We start from the raw sequence: 19650 nt of genomic DNA, 5'->3' as shown, positions 1-19650 counted from the left end.
AACGGCCGACGGCTGACCGGGGCCTAGGCCGCGCTCGCGCCGGCCTTCCGCTGGGCGAACTCGTCGCGTACGCCCTTGCGCAGCTCGGGATCGAGCAGGAGATCCGCGCACGTCATCGCCATCGCCTTGGCGGCGATCAGCATCGAGTCCTGGCCGGCGGGGCTCGCGGCCTTGGCGGCGAACGCGTGCTGGTGGCAGGTCGTCTCGCCCTTGCCGCAGATCGCGATCCAGGGGTGGATGGCGGGGAGCGCGTGGGACACGTCGCCCATGTCGGTCGAGCCGGTGCCGACGGCGGGGTCCATCTCGACCGGCGAGCGGCCGAGGGCGCGCAGGTGCTCGCCGAAGCGGCGCGCCATCTTCCGGTTGTTGACCATGTTCTTGTAGCCGCCCTGGTCGACCAGCGTGAGCTCCACGCCGCTCGCCATGGCCGCGCCGCGGGCGCAGCGCTCGACGATCGCCCGCACGCGGGCGAGCTCCTCGGTGTCGAGGGCGCGGACCGAGAACTCGGCCACCGCGAGCTCCGGGATGATGTTGACCGCCTGGCCGCCGTTCTTGATGAACCCGTGCACCCGGACGCCGTCGCGGAAGTGGACGCGCTGGCCGTCGATCAGCCGGAAGGTGTCGAGGCAGGCCGTGAGCGCGCTGTTGCCGTCCCACGGCGCGAGCGCGGCGTGCGACGGCTTGCCGTGGAACTGGAGCTCGAGCCAGGTGCTGGCCAGCGTGTCGTGGGCGAGCAGGTCGCGGTCGAACGGGTGGAACATCATCGCGGCGTCGACGCCCTCGAAGGCGCCGGCCTCGAGCAGCCGGATCTTGCCGCCGCCCCCCTCCTCGGCGGGCGTCCCGACCAGATCGATGGTGCCGGCCACGGCGTCCTTCTGCCGGGCCAGGGCGAGGAAGGCGCCGAGCGCGCCCGCCGCGATCAGGTTGTGCCCACAGGCGTGGCCGATCTCCGGGAGGGCGTCGTACTCGGCGAGGATGGCGAGGTGGGGGCCCTGGCCCTGCCCGATGCGCGCGCGCAGCGAGGTGGGCATGCCGGCGAGCCCGCGCTCGACCTGGATGCCCTTCTTCTCGACGGCCTCGGCGATCCACGCCGCGGCCTTGTGCTCCTGGAACCGGAGCTCAGGGTTCGCGTGGATGCGCGCGGCGATCTCGCGGAGCTCCGGGGAGAGGTCGTCGATGTCGCGCTGGAGGCGGCTCGGGTCGAGGCTCATGGCCGGGCGATACTACCCTGGATCCGCGCGGCTCGCCTGGGCCATGGTGGCGCCGGCGGAGCTCTACCGCCGGCGTCCGGCCGCGACGGCGCGGCGGGGCCGCGCGGCCCGCGCGTCTTCCACGGAGTCAGGATCCTCGAATGCAAAGGCTGCGCTGCTCTTCGCTCCTCCTCGGTCTCGCGGCGCTGCTCGCGCCGCCCGCGCTCGCCGGGTGCGACGCCCCGCGCGTGGGCAAGGAGGCCCCGCCCGCCGCCTCGAGCGCGGCGCCCGCGCCGGACCCGAGCGCGGCGGCGCAGGCAGGGCCCGCCCGCGTCGCGGTCGAGGCGAGGGCGATGGGGACGAACCTGCTCCTCGCCGCCTACGCGAGCGCGGCGATGGATGAGGCGGCGATCCGGGCCAGGCTGGAGAAGGCGATCGCCGAGATCCGCAGGCTCGAGGGGCTGATGACGACGTGGCGGCCGGACAGCGAGCTGTCGCGGGTCAACGCGGCGGCCGGGAAGAGCGCCGCCCCGGTGAGCCCGGAGTCGCTCGACGTGATCGAGAAGAGCCTCTGGATCAGCGAGCGCTCCGGCGGGGTCTTCGACGTCACCTTCGAGGCGATGCACGGGCTCTGGAAGTTCGACGAGGACATCGACGACAACGTGCCGCGGAGGGACGACGTCGAGCGGGCGCGGGCGCTCATCGATTACAAGCAGATCCGGATCGATCGCGCGCAGCGCACGGTGATGCTCGCGAAGCCGGGGATGCGGATGAGCCTCGGGGGGATCGCGAAGGGATACGCCGTCGACGCCGCGGCGCGGGTGCTGCGCGGGGAGGGGCTGACGTCGTTCTTCGTGCAGGCCGGCGGCGACCTGTACATCGCCGGGAAGAAGCCGGACGGCTCGCGGTGGAGGGCGGGCGTGCGGGACCCGCGCGGCAAGGGACCGAACGACTACTTCGCGATGATCGAGGTCGAGGACCGCGCGTTCTCGACGGCGGGCGACTACGAGCGGAGCTTCATCAAGGAGGGCAGGCGCTATCACCACATCATCGATCCGCGGACCGGCTTCCCGGCGACCGAGAGCCGGAGCGTGACCATCTGGGCGAGGGACGCGCTGACCGCCGACGCCGTCGATGATGCGGTGTTCATCCTGGGAGCCGAGAAGGGGCTCGAGCTCGTCGAGGCGATCGAGGACTGCGGGGCGGTGATCGTCGACCGCAACAACAAGGTATGGGTGTCGAAGCGGCTGGAAGGGAAGGTCGAGGTGCTCCGCCCGCCGACGGACGGGCTGTAGGGCGGGGCGCTGCCGGCGCTGGAAAGCGTCAGCCCTCGAAGAGCTCGTCCAGCGTCGTGGCCGTCAGGATCCGCTCGGCCCAACCCGCGAGCCGCTCCCCGGACGCAGCGAGGACCTGCTCCCGCCTCCCCTCGGGCACGTCCCCGAACCGCGCCCGGAGCTGACGCAGCAGCACGGCGCGCTGGCCCTCGTCGAGCCCCGCGCGCCGCCCCTCGTCGAGCCCCGCGCGCCGCCCCTCGTCGAGCGCCGCCTGGCGCTCGCGCGCCTTGATGGCCTCGATCTCCGGGTTGCCCTTGCGCTCCAGCGCGCGGACGACCTCGCGCTCGGCCGCCGCGCCGTCGAGCAACGCGCGGACGGGGACCGGACGGACCAGGGACGGATCCTCGATCATCGCGTCGGGCGCGAGCGGCACGAACCGCCCCTCGGTCGCCGACCACTCGGCGACCCCGTCGCGCTTCACGAAGATGGCGAAGACGCGGCGCACGCCCCGGGCGACGAGATCTTCGGCCTTCTCGCGCACGTCGTGCATCGATTGCTCGTTGACGATCTCGAACGAGAGCTCCTCGAGGTACCGGCGCCCCGTCGCCGGATCGATCCCCGCCTTGCGGATGGAGAGATCGGTGGCGAAATCCGAGCCCTCGGCGACGCGGGTGATGAGATCGGCCGCGCCGATGTAGCCGGGCTGGAGGTGCGGCGCGATCAGGAAATCGAGCCGCACCTGCTGCTCGGCGTGCGGCTCCAGCGCCGGCGCCGCGACGACCTTGCGCCCGCGGATCAGCTCGTCGCGCGTCACCTCCGGCGCCACGAGGTGCTCGTCCACGGCCGGGAAACGCGCCTGCCGCGGCTCTGCGGGCGGGAGCCTGGCCGCCGCGCCGCCTCGGGCGGCCGGGGCGAGCAGGAGCGCGGCGCCGGTCGGCTTCGGATCCATGGAGGCAAGGCTAGCACGACGGCGGTCGCGCGCGCCTCGCCGCCGAGCCAGCGCGCCGCGGAGGCGGCCCGAGGCGCGCGCCGTCACCGCCCCCGGTACACCGGCTTCCGCTTCTCGGCGAACGCGCGCAGCGCCTCGAGCCGATCCTCGCTGCGCAGCGTCTCGTCGTAGTGCACCCGCTCGATCTCGAGCCCGAGATCCAGCGGCACGTCGTAGCCGTCCTCGATCGCCCGGAGCGCCGCCGCCTGCGCGATGGGCGCGCCGCTCGCGATCGGCTCGATCCACGCGATCGCGTCGTCGACCACCGGCGTCCCCTCGGGCGACACCCGGTTCACGAGCCCCCAGGCGAGCGCCTCGGCCGCGGCGAGCCTCCGGCCGAGCAGGATCATCTCCTTCGCCCGCGCCTCGCCGACGACCCGCGGCAGCCGCTGCGTGCCGCCCGCGCCCGGGATGATGCCGAGCGACGTCTCCGGCAGCGCGAGCTCGGCGTGCGGCGCCGCCACCCGGAGATCGCAGATCAGCGCGAGCTCCAGCCCGCCGCCGAACGCGACCCCGTTGATCGCGGCGATCACCGGCTTCGGGCTCCGCGCGAGCACCCCGAGCTCCGTCCGGTACAGCCCCACCTGCCGGCGGACGTCGTCCGGGCTCATGCCCTGCCGCTCCTTGAGATCGGCGCCGGCGCAGAACGCCTTCTCCCCGGCGCCGGTGATCACGATCGCCCGAACCTCCGGGTCGTCCACGAGCTCGCGCCCGAGCCGCCCGAAGGCGAGCAACGCGTCGCGGGAGAGCGCGTTGCGGCGATCCGCCCGATCGATGGTGAGCACCGCGACCGCGCCGCGCCGGTCGAGCTTCACGGGAGAGGCGTCCGACATGGAGCCTCCCTAGCCGACCAAAGCGGCGCGGCAAAGGGGCTCGCTCACTTCGCGTCGGCCGCCTTCTTGGCCTTGTTCCCCGCCGCCTCGAGCTTGCCGAGGCGCGCCCGGATCTCCGCGTTGTCGCGCCGCAGCGCCTCGAGCTCGTCCCGCAGCCGGTCCAGCTCGCGCTTGCCCGCCCCGCCGAGATCGCGGAGCACCTCGCGGATCCGACGCCGCACCCGGCCGTCGAGATCGCGGTCGAGCTGCCGCTGGAGTGCGCCGCGCGACCGGCCGTCGCCGAGATCGCCCAGCGCGCGCGCGACGTCGACCCGGAGGTACGGATCCGGCTGATCGAGGAGCTCCTCGAGGAGCTCGCGCGTCCGCCGATCGCTCGAGAGCTTCGGCAGCGCCAGGATCGCCGCCCGGCGCCCCCGCGTCGGGACGCCGTAGCGCGTCCGGGCCGTCAGGTGCGGCACGGCGCGCTCGTCGCGCAGGTTGGCCAGCCCGTCGATCACGCCGCAGCGGAGGACCTCGCCCCACGAGGGGCGGTCGAGCAGGTCGATCAGCGTCTCGAACCCCGAGCTCTGCCGCGTGGCCCCGAGCGCCCGCGCCGCCTCGGCCTGGACCAGGTAGCTCGCGTCGCGCAGGGCGAGCCTGCCGAGGAGCTCCGCCGCCTTGGCCGACCGGAAGTTGCCGAGCGCGCTCGCGACCGCCCGCCGCACCTTCGGGTGCTCCACGCCCGCGCTCGCCTCGAGCAGCGCGAACGCCGCGCTCGACTGGAGCGCGCCGAGCGCGCCCGCGGCGGCGGCGCGCACCCCCCAGAACTCGTTCGCGTCGGCGAGCGACTGCCCGAGCGCCCGCGCCGTCGGCGGGTCGTCGCGCCGCGAGAGCGGCTTCGCGGCGAGCATGCGGCCGCGCGCCGTCGGCGCGTGGGCGAGCTGCGCCCGCAGCAGATCGGCCGGCGCGTCGACCTTGACCTCGCCCAGGATCCGGAGGTCCGGATCCACCACCACGAAGCGAGGGCGCCGCGGGAGCGGGATGACGAAGGTGTGCGCCTGCTGGTCCACGCGCCGCACCTCGCGGCGCACGCTCGAGCCCTTGCCGTCCGCGAAGCCGAAATCGAGCACCAGGTCGAAAGCGAACGCCGGCGGCGTCGCGGCGTCCGGCTGGAGCGCGTGCTCCCGGCTGGGGTGCTGCCCGGCCGCCTGCGTCTGCTTCACGGTCACGGTGCACTCGTCGCCCTCGAGCTCGATCTTCACGTCGAGCTCGGGGTGCCCGGCGCGGAACACCCACTGCTCGAAGAAGCGCTCCAGCGACTTGCCGCTCACCTCCTCGAGCGCGCGGGCGAGGTCCCGCGTCTCCACGACCCCGCGCGCGTGGCGCGTCAGGTAGGCGCTCACCCCGCGCCAGAACAGCGCGTCCCCGAGCTCGCGGCGGAGCAGGTGCAGCACGAGCCCGCCCTTCTCGTAGAGGTGCCGATCGAAGACGTCGAGCGGCGCGTCGTAGTCCTGACAGACGATCGGCCGCCGGTAGCGCCCCCGCGCCTCGCCCAGGTACGCGTCGAGATCGGCCTTCAGGCCGTGATCGTACTCGTCGGCGCCGAGGTGGTGCTCCCGGTAGACGTGCTCCATGAAGGTCGCGAACCCCTCGTTGAGCCAGCCGTGCGACCAGTCGCGGCACGTCACGAGATCGCCGAACCACTGGTGCGCGAGCTCGTGGGCGATGAGATCGTCCGACGAGATGTCGAGCGCCGCCCGATCGTCGAGCAGGATGTGCTCGTACATCGTGGTGGCGGTCGTGTTCTCCATCCCTCCGAAGATGAAATCGCTCACCACCACCTGGGCGTAGCGGCGGAAAGGATACTTGACGCCGAGCTTCTCGCTGAAGTGACGGATCATGTCCGGCGTGCGCGCGAACGTGCGGCGGCCGTCCTCCTCCCGCCCCTTCGGCACGAAGTACGCGAGCGGGATGTCGAGCGCCGCGTCGTCGATGCGGGCGAACTCGCCCGCGACCAGCGTGAACAGGTAGCTCGGGTGGGGCTCGTCCAGCCGGTAGTGGAAGACGCCCGCCTTCTGCGACTTCGCGTCGCTCTCGAGCTCGCCGTTCGACAGGCAGTACCAGCCCGGCGGCACCTCCGCCCGGAGCTCGGTCGTCTGCTTGACGTGGGGCTTGTCGATACAGGGGAAGACGTGGCGCGCGTCCTCGTCCTGGCACTGCGTCCAGACCTGGCGCGGGCGGTCGGGGACGTGCTCGTCCGGCTGGAGGAAGTAGATCCCCCGCCGCGGCGTGGCCCGGTACCGGACCAGGATCGACGCCTCGGCCTCGTCGAGCGGCACGGCCACGCGGAGCGTCTCGCCGTCGTACGTGTGCTCGGCCGGCTGGAACGCGCCGCTCGCCGCCTTGCCCGCGCCGCGCCGGGGCTTCGCGGCGCGCCCCGCGCCGGCGCTGATCTCGACCGACTCCAGATCGAAGCCGACGGCGTCGAGCGCGATCTCGCGCGCCGCCGGATCGACGCGGACCACGTCGAGCCGCGCGGCGCCGCGGATCGAGCGCTCCGCGACGTCGAGCGCGAGATCGAGGGCGATGTGCCGGACCGTGAACGGGCGCGAGCGCTCGTAGACGCGCTTCGTCCCGGCGAGCGCGAAGGGACGGGAGGCGAGCGCGAACTCGGACGACGAGAGCACGGAACCGCAGGCGCAGCGCGAATGAAGCCGGTACTCTAGGGGCATCTCGGCCGAGTTTCCCCGCGCCGCGCCCGGCGCTGCAAGCAAGAACGCATGCGCTCGGGCGGGCGGCCGGGCAGCTCAGCTCGCCTTGAGGCCGTCGAGCACCTCGAGCGCGAGCTCGTACCTGCCGAGCGGCGGCATCAGGTAGGCGCCCTGCACCCGGTCGCGCACCGAGAAGAGCATCTCGCGGGCGATCTTCACCCCCTCCTTACGGGCCTCCGGGCCGGCCGGCACCTTGCGCATGCGCTCGCGGATCTCCTCCGGGATCTGCATGCCAGGGACCTCGTTGTGGAGGAACTCGGCGTTCTTGTAGCTGACGAGCGGGAGCACGCCGACGAGCACCGGCATGCCCAGGTGCTCGATGCGCCGCAGCACCTTCTCGAGGAGATCCTGGTGGAAGACCGGCTGCGTCATGATGATGTCGGCCCCCGCGGCGCGCTTGCGCTCCAGGCGCGCGAGCTCCTTGTCGAGGTCCGGGGCGCCGGGCTCGAGCCCGGTGGCGAGCAGGAACGACGTCTTGCCGCCCGGGATCGGCTTGCCGGCCGGGTCGAGGCCGCGGTTCATCGTGCTCGCCATGTGGAGCAGCCCGATCGAGTCGAGGTCGTAGACCGCCGTCGCCTCCGGGTAGTCGCCGACCTTCGGCGGATCGCCCGTGATGATGACGAGGTTCTTGATGCCGATCGCGTGGGCGCCGAGCAGGTGCGCCATCTGGCCGATGAGGTTCCGGTCGCGGCCGCAGACGTGCAGGATCGGCTCGATGCCGTAGCGCTGGACCAGGAGCGAGCAGAAGGCGAGGTTCGTCATCCGCGCGGTGGCGCGCGGGCCGTCGGCGACGTTCACGACGTCGACGCCGTTGTCGATGAGCATCTTCGCCGCGCTGAGCGCGCTCTCGGGGCTGAGGCCCGGCGCCGGGTTCACCTCGACCGAGACCACGAACTTGCCCGCCGCGATCTTCGCCGCGAGGGGGCTCCGCTCGCCGAGCGGCGTGGGCTCGCTCCCCGTGGGCGCGTCCATCGTGACGTGCGGGCGCGAGGTGACCTCGGGCACGGCGCTGCCGCGGAGCATGCGGGCCGACTTGGCCATCCACTTGACGTGCTCCGGCGTGGTGCCGCAGCAGCCGCCGATCATCGTCGCGCCCGCCTGGATCATGCGGCGGGCGAAAACGTCGAAGTACTCGGGCGTCGCCATGTAGAGCAGGCGGCCGTCGACCGTGCGGGGCAGGCCCGCGTTCGGCTGCACGCAGAGCGGGAGCCCCGCGGTCGCCATCCGCTCCGCCATGGCGAGCGACAGCTGCGGGCCGTCGCCGCAGTTGACGCCGAGCAGGTCGACGCCCAAGTCCCGCAGCGTCCGGGCGACGCGCTCCGGCTCGCTGCCGTCGGCCACGACGCCGCTCGTGTCGAACGTCATCGACGCGAGCACCGGGAGCCCCGGCGCGGCCTGCCGCGCCGCCTCGATGGCGAGCTTGATCTCGTCGAGGTGGCGAAATGTCTCGAGGACCAGGAGGTCCGCGCCCCCCTCGGCGAGCGCGCCCGCCTGCTCGGCGAAGGTGGCGGCCGCCGCGGCGAGGTCGTCGCGCTTGGCCACGCCGGGCACGAGCCCGGTCGGGCCGATCGAGCCGGCCACGTACGCGTCGCCGCCCGCGATCTCGCGCGCGATGCGCGCGCCCGCGAGGTTGAAGTTGCGCACCTCGTTGACGAGCCCGTACCGCTCGAGGCGGAACCTGTTCGCGCCGAAGGTGTTCGTCTCGATGACGTTCGCGCCCGCGGCGACGTAGTCGGCGTGGACCCGCTTCACGAGGTCGGGGCGCGTGACGTTGAGCTGCTCGAAGTTCTGCGTGACGAACACCCCGCGCTCGTAGAGCAGCGAGCCCATCGCGCCGTCGAACACGAGGATCGAGCGCCGGATCGCGTCGAGGAACGGGGCCTCTGGTCTCGTGCGGGACATGGGGCGCATCGTAGGGGCGCTCCGGCTTCTCAGGAAGGGGGGGCGCGACGCGGTTGACGTCGCGGTCAGGATCTCGGTAGGCAGATCGCGAGATGAGCACGCCCCGATGGCTTCGCGCATTCGCCCTGGCGGTCTCCGCCGCTGCTCCGCTCCTCGCCGCCTCCGCGCCGGCGCACGCCTGGGATCCGGTGGTGCACCGCTCGGACGCGGGCGTGGACCTCTACCTCTGGAGCGCCCGCGACTACGGCGCGTCGACCGCCGTCGTCCCCTTCCTCCAGTTCGAGCCGACGCCCGATCTGTTCATCAACCTGAAGTTCCCGCTGGCGCTCTCCCTGAACGGCCCGGGGGACCTCGAGGACCCGCGCGATCAGTCGCGCGCGGGGCTCGGCAACCCGACGTTCACGCTCTACTACGCGGACATGGACCGCAAGCTCACGTGGTACGCGGGCGGCCGCGCCGGTCTACCGCTCGGCGTGGTCGACGACTACGACTGGCGCTGGGCCACGGGCTACGCGTCGGCGGCGATGGCCTATTACGATCTGCACCTCTGGGCGGCCGACGTGCTCCCGATCGGCGGGCTCGGCGGGATCGAGTACCGCTTCGGGCGCTCCTTCGTGCTCAGGGCGGGCGGCGACCTCACGTTCTTCGTCCCGCTGCAGGATCGCGGTCGACGCGGGTTCATCGACGATTCGGAGGATGTCGACGTGGTGTTCCAGGCGAAGGTCGAGCCGGAGTTCCAGAGCCGCGCTGGCTTCGGCGGCGGCGTGGCGCTCCAGACCGTGTGGGTGCCGTCGTCGATCTACAACGACCGGGGGCAGGTCTCGCTGCTGCCGTATTTTGTGTACGACAGCCAGAAGACCTTCTTCATGAGGGCCGGCGCGCTCCTCGCGCTGGACGAGCCGCTCGGGCCGGCGTTCGACCGGCGGCGGGTGGCGTCGCTGTACCTGCAGTTCGGGGGGCATCTCGACTAGCGCGCCGGGCGGCTCGACAGAGCGAGAGATGAACTCGAGGGGCACAGGTGCCGCGTCGCGTGGGACGGCGCCGCCGGCGCGCTCGCCCGGGCCCCTGGCGCTCATGGAGGCTCGAACATGACCCGTCGCCGCGCCATCGCCTGGGGCGCCGCCGCCGTCGCTCTCCTGGCGGTCGTCCTCCTCTGGAGCAAGCTCCACCGGTTTCCGCCGGACACGACGCCCGAGGGCGCCTATCTCCGCATCGCGTACAACATCGGCGCGAGCGATACGCGCGCGTGCTTCCCGTACCTCGAGGACCGGGCGCAGCACGCGGCCTACACGATCCGGGACTACCGGCGGAAGGCGTTCGAGCGGATCGAGGCGAGCTACCCGGAGCCGGAGCGCGCGCGCCTGCTCGAGCAGTACCGCGCGCACGCGATGGCCGACGACGGGGCGGACGTGTGGGTCGACATCGCCGCGAAGCAGGGGTTCGTCGCGCGCCTCCGGCGCGACCTGTCCGGCATCGCGAAGGTGGAGGTGACGGGCGAGCGGGCCACGGTCGAGACGGCGCGCGGCACGCGGTACCCGTTCCGGCGGCGGGATAACGGCATCTGGGGGCTCACGCTCTTCACGGCCGACCTCGTGGCCGAGGCCGAGCGGGCCGCGCGGGACTGGGACGTCGTGGAGAAGGCGGCGCTCGACTACGAGCGGGCGCGGTGAGCTGGGCGCCGCCGCGCCGCGATGCTCGAGGGCGAGCCGTCGGCGGCGGCAGGAGGGGGACCTCGTGGAGCTGAGCCGCGCGGACGCTTCCGCGATCGATCCAGAGGCGAGAGACGCAGCGCTGCGCGAGCTCGGCGTCGAGCGAGGCGCCTGGATCGCGAGCGGGACCGAGGCAGAGGTCTACGGTTTGACGGACGAGCGCGTCCTCAAGCTGTATCCGGATCCCGGCCGGGCCTGCGCGCTCGAGGTGCTGAGGAGGTTCTACGATTCGCTGCGCGGCGAGGGGCTGCCGTTCGCGCTCCCCCGGATCTACGACATCACGCCCGTCCGAGGGCTCCTGGCCGTGACGGAGCGCCGGATCGAGGGGAAGCCGCTCTCCGAGCTGCTCCCTGCGCTCGATGCCGGGGACGCGCTCAGGGCGCGCGAGCGGTATATCGATGCGGTCGTGGCGCTGGCCGAGCTCGAGGCACCTCACGGCGTGTCGCGATACCTCCTGCTCGACGACTCCGGGACGAGCAGCGTGCGGGCGCAGGGTTGGTATGAGTTCGTCTACCGCCTCGCCGAGGTCAAGATCGAGCGACACCGCGCGTCGCTGGAGGCGGACGTGGTCGATCTCTCCGCGAAGCAGACCCGGCTCCGCGAGCTCTATCTCGGTCAGAGATACGACGGTCCGCTGCGCGTCGTGCACGGGGACTTCTTCCCGGGAAATGTGCTGATGCGCGACGCCGAGAGGGTGGCCGGCGTCATCGACTTCGGGAGCTTCACCATGTTCGGCGACCCCTTGGTCGATGTCTCCCTCGCGTGCATGTTCTTCGACATGTATGGGCCCGAGAGATCCTCGGTCCGTGACGAGCTGATCGCCGTCGCGTTGCGCAGGGTGGGCGCGGATGCAGAGGGAAAGTTCTATCGATACGCGATGGCCTATGCGCTCATGTCGTGTGACCTGTACGCCGGCGCGGACGGCTTGCGGCAGGATGGTCACTACAGGTGGGCCGTGGATCTTCTGAATACGGAGCCCTACTGGCAGCGCATGGCGTAGCCTCGCGGGGCCGCAGCGCGCGCTGACCGCCGCTCACCCGTGCGGACAAGTCGGCAAGATTCGAGCCGAGCGCATAGCCCTCTCTACTCGAAGACAGCGCACGAGATGCCAAAAGCATAAAGGATCCAATCGACAGAAGACCCATCGCTGGACCCAAAGAAGTCCTGGTCGTTAAAAACCCACGTCGGGATTTCTCATCTCTGATGGGGAGCGGGCGGCGCGGGACTGGGACGTCGTGGAGAAGGCCGCGCTCGACTACGAGCGGGGGCGGTGACGATGTCACGATCACGATGTCACGTGACATCGTGACTGCTGTCCCGTGATATCGCCCCGCTGATGTTACGGCGCGGCCGGGGCGCCGTGGCTTTTCGCCGTGACATCACCGGAGGTCGCGCGGGCGCGAACCTGGTGCGGTTCTTGCGAACTGCCCGGCGTTCGGCTCGGAGCGACCTCGATGAGATCTATTACCAGCAAGAAACGTCTGCTTACGATCTTGGCATTGAGCTGGACGCTCGGCGTCGTGCCCGCGTCCACGGCTCATGCCCTAACTTGGGACGATATCGCGCCGAAGAGCGGCATCGTAGAGGGCAAGTGGGAAGGTCCCGCCAATTTCGAGCTCAAGTGGAAGGCGTCGGATGGGAACATCAACTTCGAGCTGACGTCGCCCAACACCGGCATCTACTCGGCGAACTACGGCACCAACCCGACCGCCATCGAGAACGGCGGGGTCTGGAACTTGCCGGGCGATGGCAACGGCGTCGTCACCTACGGCACGAACCGCGGCATCAAGCTGGAGATCCCTGTCGGACCCAACATCGCCCTCGTCACCGAAGGGAAGATGAACGACAAGTGGGAGTATGTCCCTGAAAAGGCCGAGATCGAGTTCGCGCTCGCCCGCCCTCTCTCGACCAGCTACAAGCCGGACAAGAGCGGCGTACATCAGGTGGGCAGCCACTACGAGACCGAGGCGAAGCTCAAGTTCGTCCTGGAAGGGATACAGTCGGGCGAGCCCAACTGGGGATACGCGATCGAGACATCGATCCTCGGTCTCGAGATCATCAACGAGGAGTACGTCGGGTTCGGCAAGCGCGGCCTGCTCTTCAACGGCATGGTGGGGCAGCTCGCCGACTTCATGCGCTGGCGGCAGGACTACCTCCTGGACTTGTCCCAGGGCCGGGCGCCGAACATGAGCGACGTCGACGCCGAGCTGACGGACCTGGCGATGTTCCTCACGTTCATGAACGTCGGCGGCGACCCGCTCGCGATCGATCTCGACGACGATGGCATCGAGACCCTCGGCCTCGACGGATCGTCCTCGGTCCTCTTCGATCACGACGGCGACGGCGTCGCCACGGCCACGGGCTGGGTCGCGCCCGACGACGGTTGGATCGTGCGGGATCGCAACGGCGACGGCCGGATCAACAACGGCAACGAGCTCTTCGGCGTCAACACCGTGAAGCTCGACGGGACGATGGCGGTCGACGGCCTCGACGCCCTGTCCGATCTGGACACCGTGCGCGACGGGGTCATCGACGCCGCAGACGCCGGCTTCGGCGGGCTGCGCATCTGGCAGGACCTGAACTCGAACGGCCGGGCCGACCTCGGTGAGCTCTCGTCGCTCGCGGAGATGGGGATCTCCTCGATCGCCCTCTCGGTCACCGGGAACGTGTCGAGCTCCAATGGGAACACGTTCTCCGGGACGGCCACGTACACCCGCAGTGACGGGACGACCGGGATCGTCGCCAACCTGATCCCGGTGGAAAGCAACTTCTATGCGGAGTTCACGACCCCGGTCGAGATCTCCGCCGAGGCCAACGCCCTTCCGTACATGGGCGGCAGCGGCTTCGCGCGCCCGCTGCGCGAGGCGATGACGATCGATCCCGGGCTGCTGTCGCTGGTCAGCGAGTTCGCCGCCGAGCCGACGCGAGACGGCCAGCGGCGCAAGGTCGACGAGATCCTGGCGCGCTGGGCGCAGGCGGCGCCCGGCGGATCGCTCTATCACGAGTCGATCGCGACCAACACGCCCCTGTGGGTGCGCTTCGACCGCGTCAAGAAGCGAGATTTCGACTCGCAAGGCGGCGGCGCGGTCACGACCAGCGGCAGCACCTCGGTCAGCAGCGGCAACGTGTACGGGTCGCGGCCCGACTGGGGGGTGACCCCGCTCGTGCCGGGCGCTACGGAGGCCCAGACGCGCACGGATCTGGCCACGCTGTTCTCGTCGGAGGCGGAGCGCCTCGGCGTGAGCGGACACCCGCGGTGGCTGAAGGAGGTGCTGGAGCTCAGCGACCACTGGATGGTGAACGAGTACAAGAAGCACCTGGCACGCCTCGCCGTGGTCGAGGTGTTCAGCGGCGTCGCGAGCCGCAACTGGGATACGCTGCCGAGCGATGAGCGCGGCAAGACCGCCAACTTCAGCGTCACCAACACGTGGGGGTTCGACGCGGCGTATCGCCTGATTCACGAGCGCGTTTACGGCGCCCTCGCCGTCCAGACGCGCTTGCAGTCGTACCTCGATCTGGTCCCCGAGCCCACCGCGCCCGGGAGCCTCGACTTCTCGGCGCTGAACGCGCGCTTGCAGCTCGAGCTGGACAGCGAGCACGAGATGGTCCAGTACCACGACACGCTCCCCGACTTCATGGACCTCGTGCGCCATGCGGGGCCGTCGCTGATGCGCTTCGGCTGGGATCCTCGCCCGCTGATCGCCGGCGCCCTCGACTCGACCCTGGACGCCACGATGGATACGGCGAGCGGGTCGCTCGGTGACGGGGGGTGCTTCTGGCAGCCTTCGGCGGAGATGGATCCATTTGCGTATTACAACGAAGCATACCTGGGGGAGCTTCAGAATCGGTACTCCTTCTTTCAGCACAGCGGGAACGCCAACCCGTACAACCGGCCCGATTCCTTCCTGGTGATGCTCGTCCCCGGAGATCTGTGCGGCCAGTTCCACTGGTTCGACTACTTCTGGGAGGGGCCGATCGCAAACCCCACCAAGACGGTCCCCGCCCGCTTCGATCACCACCGCAACGGGCACGACATCGTATGGAACGCCTACCAGGCGTTGACCGGCATCGGTGATGATCTCATCTTCGTGGCGCCGACCGGCGCCCAGCACATCGACGGTGGTCCAGGCGACGACACCTACGTCGTCGGGGCGAACCATGGCGAGTTCTACCTCTCGGGCCCCGAGGTCAGCACCGACACGCTGCAATTCGTCGACGGCATCCGGAGGGAAGACGTCAAGCTCACGCGCTCGGGCCTCAACCTCATCATCGAGGTGGTGAGCGCGCCCCCGGCGACCCGTACGAAGATCATCGTCACGGGGTTCTTCAGCGGCGACGCCTCGGGCGGCTCGGCGCTGGGGGAGATCGCGTTCAGCGACGGCACGTTCTGGAACACCCGCGATCTCCGCGTGAAGGTCCTGGACAGCGGCGACGCGGGCGACATGGTCGTTGGCTACCAGACCGCGGACCTCATCGACGCGCAGGGCGGCGACGACTGGGTCTACGGCGAGGATGGGCAGGACTTCCTGATCGGCGGCGACGGCAACGATGTGCTCAGCGGCGGCAATCACGGCGACTACCTGGTTGGCGGCAGCGGGAACGACACCCTCTCCGGCGATAGCGGAGACGACGTGCTCGACGACGACGCGGGCAACGATCACTTCACCGGCGGCGACGGCGACGATCTGTTCCTCGTGGGCGGGCTCGAGGCAGGCAACGACATCGTCGATGACGTGGCGGGCGACAACCGGCTCGTGCTCGCCACGGACGTGACGCCCGAGATGATCACCGTCCGCAAGGACAACAGCGACATGGTCATCAGCGTCGCGGGCGAAGGCAAATCGCGGCAGGTCACCGTTCGGATGCACTTCGACGCGTCCGACGCGCTCGGCGTGGACGTCGTGCAGATCGGCGAGCCGGCGGTCGCGGCGTGGAACAGGGAAGAGCTGAAGGGAATGGCCCTCACCGGCTCGACGGGCGACGACGTCATCACGGCATTCGAGACGTCCGACACCGTCTCGGGGGGCGCAGGAAACGACTGGATCCTCGGCCGCGGCGGCGATGACGACCTGTCCGGCGGCGACGGGAACGATACGCTCGATGGCGGCGATCAGAGCGACCACCTGGACGGCGGCAACGGGGACGACACCCTCTCGGGCGGCAATCATGACGACCACCTGCTCGGTGGTGCCGGGGACGACAACCTCCTGGGTCATGCAGGCAATGACGTGCTCGACGGCGGCGCGGGCAACGATCATTTCACGGGGGGCGACGGCAACGATACGCACTTCGTGGGCGGCCTGAATGGAGGCAACGATCTGGTGGACGACGCTACGGGCAGCAACCGGCTCGTGCTCGGCGCCGACGTGACGCCCGGGATGGTGCGTGTTCGCAACGCCAACCGGGATATGATCATCACCGTCGCGAGCAACGGTCTGTCCCGGCAGATCGCCGTCCGGGGGCACTTCCATGAGAGCGGCACGCAGGGCATGGACGTCGTGCAGATCGGCGATCCCGCGACGGTCACGTGGAACAGGGCAGATCTGCGGCTCCTGGCGCTCATCGGCTCGCCGGAGAACGACTCCATCGAGGGGTTCGCGTCGGCCGACACCGTCTCGGGAGGTGCCGGCGACGACTGGATCTACGGTCTGGGCGGCAACGACGTCCTGGCAGGCGACGACGGCAACGACTGGATCGAGGGCGGCGACGGCGACGACCAGCTCGTCGGCGGCAACGGGAACGACACGCTCGCCGGCGGCAACGGGAACGACGTGATCGAGGGCGGCGCGGGCAACGACTCCCTCAACGGCGGCGCCGGAGACGACGTGTTCGATGGCGGCGCCGGCAGCGACAACTTCACCGGCGGCGACGGCAATGACACGTTCTTCGCGGGCGGGCTCGAGGGAGGTACCGATCTGGTCGGCGATGTCTCTGGTAGCAACCGGCTCGTGCTCGGCACCGACGTGACACCCGAGATGGTGTCCGTCCGCAACGTCAATCGGGATATGATCGTGACGATCGCGGCCAATGGCACCTACCGGCAGATCAACGTCCGATTGCATTTCGCCACAGGCAACGCATACGGTATCGATGTCATGCAGATCGGCGAGCCTGCCACGGCGACGTGGACCAGGGAGGATCTGCGGTACCTGGCCCTCGCCGGAACACCGGGGAACGACTACATCCTGGGGTACGAGACGGCGGATGTCGTCTCGGGGTTCGCAGGCGACGATACGATCAGCGGCCTTGGCGGCGACGACGCCCTGCAGGGGGACGACGGCAACGACACCCTGCTGGGCGATGACGGAGATGACACCCTCGAAGGCGGGAACGGGGACGACCAGCTCAACGGCTACCTGGGCAACGACGTCCTCGTCGGCGGGCCCGGCGACGACTCGATGAGCGGCGGAGATGGCAGCGATACGTACTATTATTCCTCGGGCCAGGACCTCATCCAGAACGCGGATATGGCCGCCGCCAGCATCGATACCGTGATCTTCGACGACAGCCTCGCGCCCGGCGACCTGGTGTTCCGGAAAGGCGGGTACAACGACCTCGTGATCAGCGTCCGCGGCCGCTCCGACACCTTGCGCGTCCCGGTGTTCCTGACGGGCAACTCGCCCTCCACGTTCACGATCGACCGGTTCCAGTTCGGCACCGCCGTCGATGCGCCGCAGCTGACGGCCGACGAGGTGGCCTACCTGATGCTCTACGGGGACGGGAACCCCATCAACGGCGATGAGCTCGCGAATACCCTCGAGGGGTTCCTCGGCGCGGACACGATCTCCGGCTTCGGCGGCAACGACACCCTGTTCGGAAGGGCGGGAGACGACACCCTGAACGGGATGGCGGGCGCCGATGACCTGTACGGCGAGGCGGGGGCTGACACGCTGAGCGGCGGCAGCGGCAACGACATGCTCCGCGGCGGCGCCGGGAGCGACAGGTACCTGTTCAGCCCCGGCGACGGCTCCGACACCATCGTTCAGTCGTCGGACGGCGTGCTCTCGGATCTCGACGTCATCGAGATCGGCGGGGAGGCGACGGTGATCTACGGGGCATCGTTCCGCCGGGTGAACACGAGGGACATCGAGCTGCGCGTCGGGCCCGGGAGCGCTCTCGTCGTCACGATCCAGGGCTTTTTCGCCGGCGACGCCTCCGCCACGGTCAGCCTGGTCAACGAGGTCGACGAGGTCCGCTGGCCGGACCACACGCTGTGCACCAAGCAGCGGATCCGGGACGCGCTGGTCGCCAGCCCCAGCGGGACCACGCTCGACGCGCGGGCCGTGTGCGGCAGCGACATGCAGTGGTAGCGGTGCGGCGCCGGGCCGCGCCTCACATCGCGCGGCCCGGCGCCGGCGTCGCGCCGGCGAGGCCTGGGGATGTCACGGGACATGTCACGTGACATCGGGCCGCAGCGCCGTGACATCGCCTGTCCGATGTCACGGCGCTGCGGCTCGCCGGTGGCTTTCTCCGCGAGATCGGGGCGGCCGCGCGCGCGGCGCCTGGCGCGGCGCCTGGCGCGGTCCTTGCTCGGTCCTTGCTCGGTCCTTGCTCGGTCCTTGCTCGGTCCTTGCTCGGTCCTTGCTCGGTCCTTGCTCGGTCCTTGCTCGGTCCTTGCTCGGTCCTTGCTCGGTCCTTGCGTCGGTAGACGCGAGTCACCTTGAGGTTATCCATGATGAACGAGAGACGATTCTTTGTGATCCTGGCTTCGGTAGGGGTTCTGGGCGCCGCGTCGGCCTGTACGGCGGAAGAGGTCCCCCTGGAAGACATCCTGCCGAACGGCGGTATCGATCCAGTCACGATCGAGGCGACCGGGGTAGACCCGGAGTACAACGAGATCCAGGGCACGGCTGGTAACGACGTCCTCAACGGGACGACGGCCGATGATATCGTGTCAGGGTTGGACGGGAACGACGTCATCCATGGCCTCGGCGGGCATGACTACCTGTTCGGCGACGGCGGGGATGACGATTTGCTGGGCGACGCTGGACACGACGTCCTCGAAGGCGGGTCCGGTGACGACGACCTCCAGGGCGGCGAGGGCGATGATCACCTGAACGGAGGCAGCGGCAACGACTTCATGGACGGTGGAAACGGCAGCGATACGTACTACTTCCACCAAGGGCACGACGTCATCTACAATATGGACACGGACGATGACAACGTCGATACCTTGATCATCAATTACATCGCGACCTCCCCCAGCGACGTCGTGTTCCAGGAGGACATTCGGGACCTCGTGATCAGCTTCCCCGGACACCCCGATACGCTGCGCATCCTCTCGTTCTTCGGAGGCAACGGCGCCACCGGGTACACGATCGACCGGATCCGGTTCGGCAACCTGTCGAGCGCACCGCAGCTGACCGCGGACGAGGTGGCGTACATGGCGCTTTACGGGGGCGGCGCCCCGGTCGTCGGTACCAGCTTCACCGATTTCCTGGACGGGTCCACCGGGCAGGATCTGATCTCCGGGCTCGACGCCAACGACTATCTCTTCGGATACGAAGGGAACGACGGCTTGTACGGGCAGAGCGGCGACGACACGCTGTACGGTGGGCCGGGCAACGATGAGCTGGTCGGCGGCGTCGGCAACGACAAACTCTACGGCGGGACCGGGGGTGACAGTTACCTCTTCATGCCCGGGGATGGGGCGGACATCATCTATCAGCCTTCGGAGCCAGACTACGGCTCCAATTATGACTACATCCGGATCGGGGGGCCGCCGACCCTGATCGAGACGGCATCGTTCCGCATGCTGAACGACACCGACCTCGAGGTGAGCCTCGCGCCCGAGCACGGGCTGACCATCACGGTCAGAGACTTCCTGGATCCGTTCACCGGCCAGGTCGCCGAGCCCAACGAGCTGGACGACATCCGCTGGCCTGACCACACGCTGTGCAGGCCTACGAGGATCCGGAACGCGCTGATCTGGGTGCCGCAGGGAACGACGGTGAACGCGCGCACCGCGTGCGGCTCCGACATGCGGTGGTGACGGCCCGCGCCG

11 protein-coding genes are annotated in these 19650 nt (G+C 70.1%); 6 read left to right on the top strand and 5 right to left on the bottom strand.

Annotation, left to right across the window (positions count from 1 at the left end; translation table 11 throughout):
• Positions 1–23: 23 nt before the first annotated feature.
• The gene (locus WMF20_RS45000; protein WP_437607936.1) at positions 24–1211 is read right to left on the bottom strand and encodes an amidohydrolase; all 1188 of its coding nucleotides are present in this window, start codon (positions 1209–1211) and stop codon (positions 24–26) included.
• A 140-nt stretch (positions 1212–1351) separates the two neighbouring features.
• Here WMF20_RS45000 and WMF20_RS44995 point away from each other — a divergent pair, with 140 nt between their 5' ends.
• Complete coding sequence (locus WMF20_RS44995) at positions 1352–2485, top strand: FAD:protein FMN transferase (protein WP_437607935.1); 1134 nt, start codon at positions 1352–1354, stop codon at positions 2483–2485.
• 28 nt (positions 2486–2513) lie between these two features.
• Here the strand turns inward: WMF20_RS44995 and WMF20_RS44990 are convergent, their stop codons facing one another.
• The 4 genes from WMF20_RS44990 to WMF20_RS44975 all read right to left on the bottom strand — a co-directional run bounded on the left by WMF20_RS44990 (position 2514) and on the right by WMF20_RS44975 (position 8937).
• On the bottom strand, positions 2514–3413 hold the full coding sequence (locus WMF20_RS44990) for a hypothetical protein (RefSeq protein ID WP_437607934.1): 900 nt from the start codon (positions 3411–3413) through the stop codon (positions 2514–2516).
• 83 nt (positions 3414–3496) lie between these two features.
• Positions 3497–4285 (bottom strand): enoyl-CoA hydratase-related protein, encoded by a 789-nt coding sequence (locus tag WMF20_RS44985; protein WP_437607933.1) that lies wholly within the window; start codon positions 4283–4285, stop codon positions 3497–3499.
• Between the two features lie 44 nt (positions 4286–4329).
• Positions 4330–6951, bottom strand: a complete 2622-nt coding sequence (locus WMF20_RS44980) for a M1 family aminopeptidase (protein ID WP_437607932.1) — start codon at positions 6949–6951, stop codon at positions 4330–4332.
• 120 nt (positions 6952–7071) lie between these two features.
• Entirely contained in the window at positions 7072–8937 is a 1866-nt protein-coding gene (locus WMF20_RS44975) for a bifunctional homocysteine S-methyltransferase/methylenetetrahydrofolate reductase (protein ID WP_237244680.1), read from the bottom strand.
• 92 nt (positions 8938–9029) lie between these two features.
• Here WMF20_RS44975 and WMF20_RS44970 point away from each other — a divergent pair, with 92 nt between their 5' ends.
• The 5 genes from WMF20_RS44970 (at position 9030) to WMF20_RS44950 (ending at position 19638) form a co-directional block, all read left to right on the top strand.
• Complete coding sequence (locus tag WMF20_RS44970; RefSeq protein ID WP_129580005.1) at positions 9030–9908, top strand: hypothetical protein; 879 nt, start codon at positions 9030–9032, stop codon at positions 9906–9908.
• A 117-nt stretch (positions 9909–10025) separates the two neighbouring features.
• Positions 10026–10607 (top strand): hypothetical protein, encoded by a 582-nt coding sequence (locus WMF20_RS44965; RefSeq protein WP_437607931.1) that lies wholly within the window; start codon positions 10026–10028, stop codon positions 10605–10607.
• 64 nt (positions 10608–10671) lie between these two features.
• Positions 10672–11646, top strand: a complete 975-nt coding sequence (locus WMF20_RS44960; protein WP_437607930.1) for a phosphotransferase family protein — start codon at positions 10672–10674, stop codon at positions 11644–11646.
• 454 nt (positions 11647–12100) lie between these two features.
• Positions 12101–17956 (top strand): calcium-binding protein, encoded by a 5856-nt coding sequence (locus tag WMF20_RS44955; RefSeq protein WP_437607929.1) that lies wholly within the window; start codon positions 12101–12103, stop codon positions 17954–17956.
• A gap of 362 nt (positions 17957–18318) precedes the next feature.
• Positions 18319–19638, top strand: a complete 1320-nt coding sequence (locus tag WMF20_RS44950) for a calcium-binding protein (RefSeq protein WP_437607928.1) — start codon at positions 18319–18321, stop codon at positions 19636–19638.
• The last annotated feature ends 12 nt before the right edge of the window (positions 19639–19650 follow it).

The sequence above is a fragment of the Sorangium sp. So ce834 genome, from assembly GCF_051521425.1.
GTDB classification, from domain to species: domain Bacteria; phylum Myxococcota_A; class Polyangia; order Polyangiales; family Polyangiaceae; genus Sorangium; species Sorangium cellulosum_D.
This window is presented reverse-complemented; position numbering and strand designations above follow the sequence as displayed.

Bases quoted from the DNA above. Each gene is read 5' to 3' on its own strand.
- WMF20_RS44955 (WP_437607929.1), top strand. From the start codon at position 12,101: ATGAGATCTATTACCAGCAAGAAACGTCTGCTTACGATCTTGGCATTG.
- WMF20_RS45000 (WP_437607936.1), bottom strand. From the start codon at position 1,211: ATGAGCCTCGACCCGAGCCGCCTCCAGCGCGACATCGACGACCTCTCC.
- WMF20_RS44990 (WP_437607934.1), bottom strand. From the start codon at position 3,413: ATGGATCCGAAGCCGACCGGCGCCGCGCTCCTGCTCGCCCCGGCCGCC.
- WMF20_RS44975 (WP_237244680.1), bottom strand. From the start codon at position 8,937: ATGTCCCGCACGAGACCAGAGGCCCCGTTCCTCGACGCGATCCGGCGC.
- WMF20_RS44995 (WP_437607935.1), top strand. From the start codon at position 1,352: ATGCAAAGGCTGCGCTGCTCTTCGCTCCTCCTCGGTCTCGCGGCGCTG.
- WMF20_RS44965 (WP_437607931.1), top strand. From the start codon at position 10,026: ATGACCCGTCGCCGCGCCATCGCCTGGGGCGCCGCCGCCGTCGCTCTC.
- WMF20_RS44970 (WP_129580005.1), top strand. From the start codon at position 9,030: ATGAGCACGCCCCGATGGCTTCGCGCATTCGCCCTGGCGGTCTCCGCC.
- WMF20_RS44950 (WP_437607928.1), top strand. From the start codon at position 18,319: ATGATGAACGAGAGACGATTCTTTGTGATCCTGGCTTCGGTAGGGGTT.
- WMF20_RS44985 (WP_437607933.1), bottom strand. From the start codon at position 4,285: ATGTCGGACGCCTCTCCCGTGAAGCTCGACCGGCGCGGCGCGGTCGCG.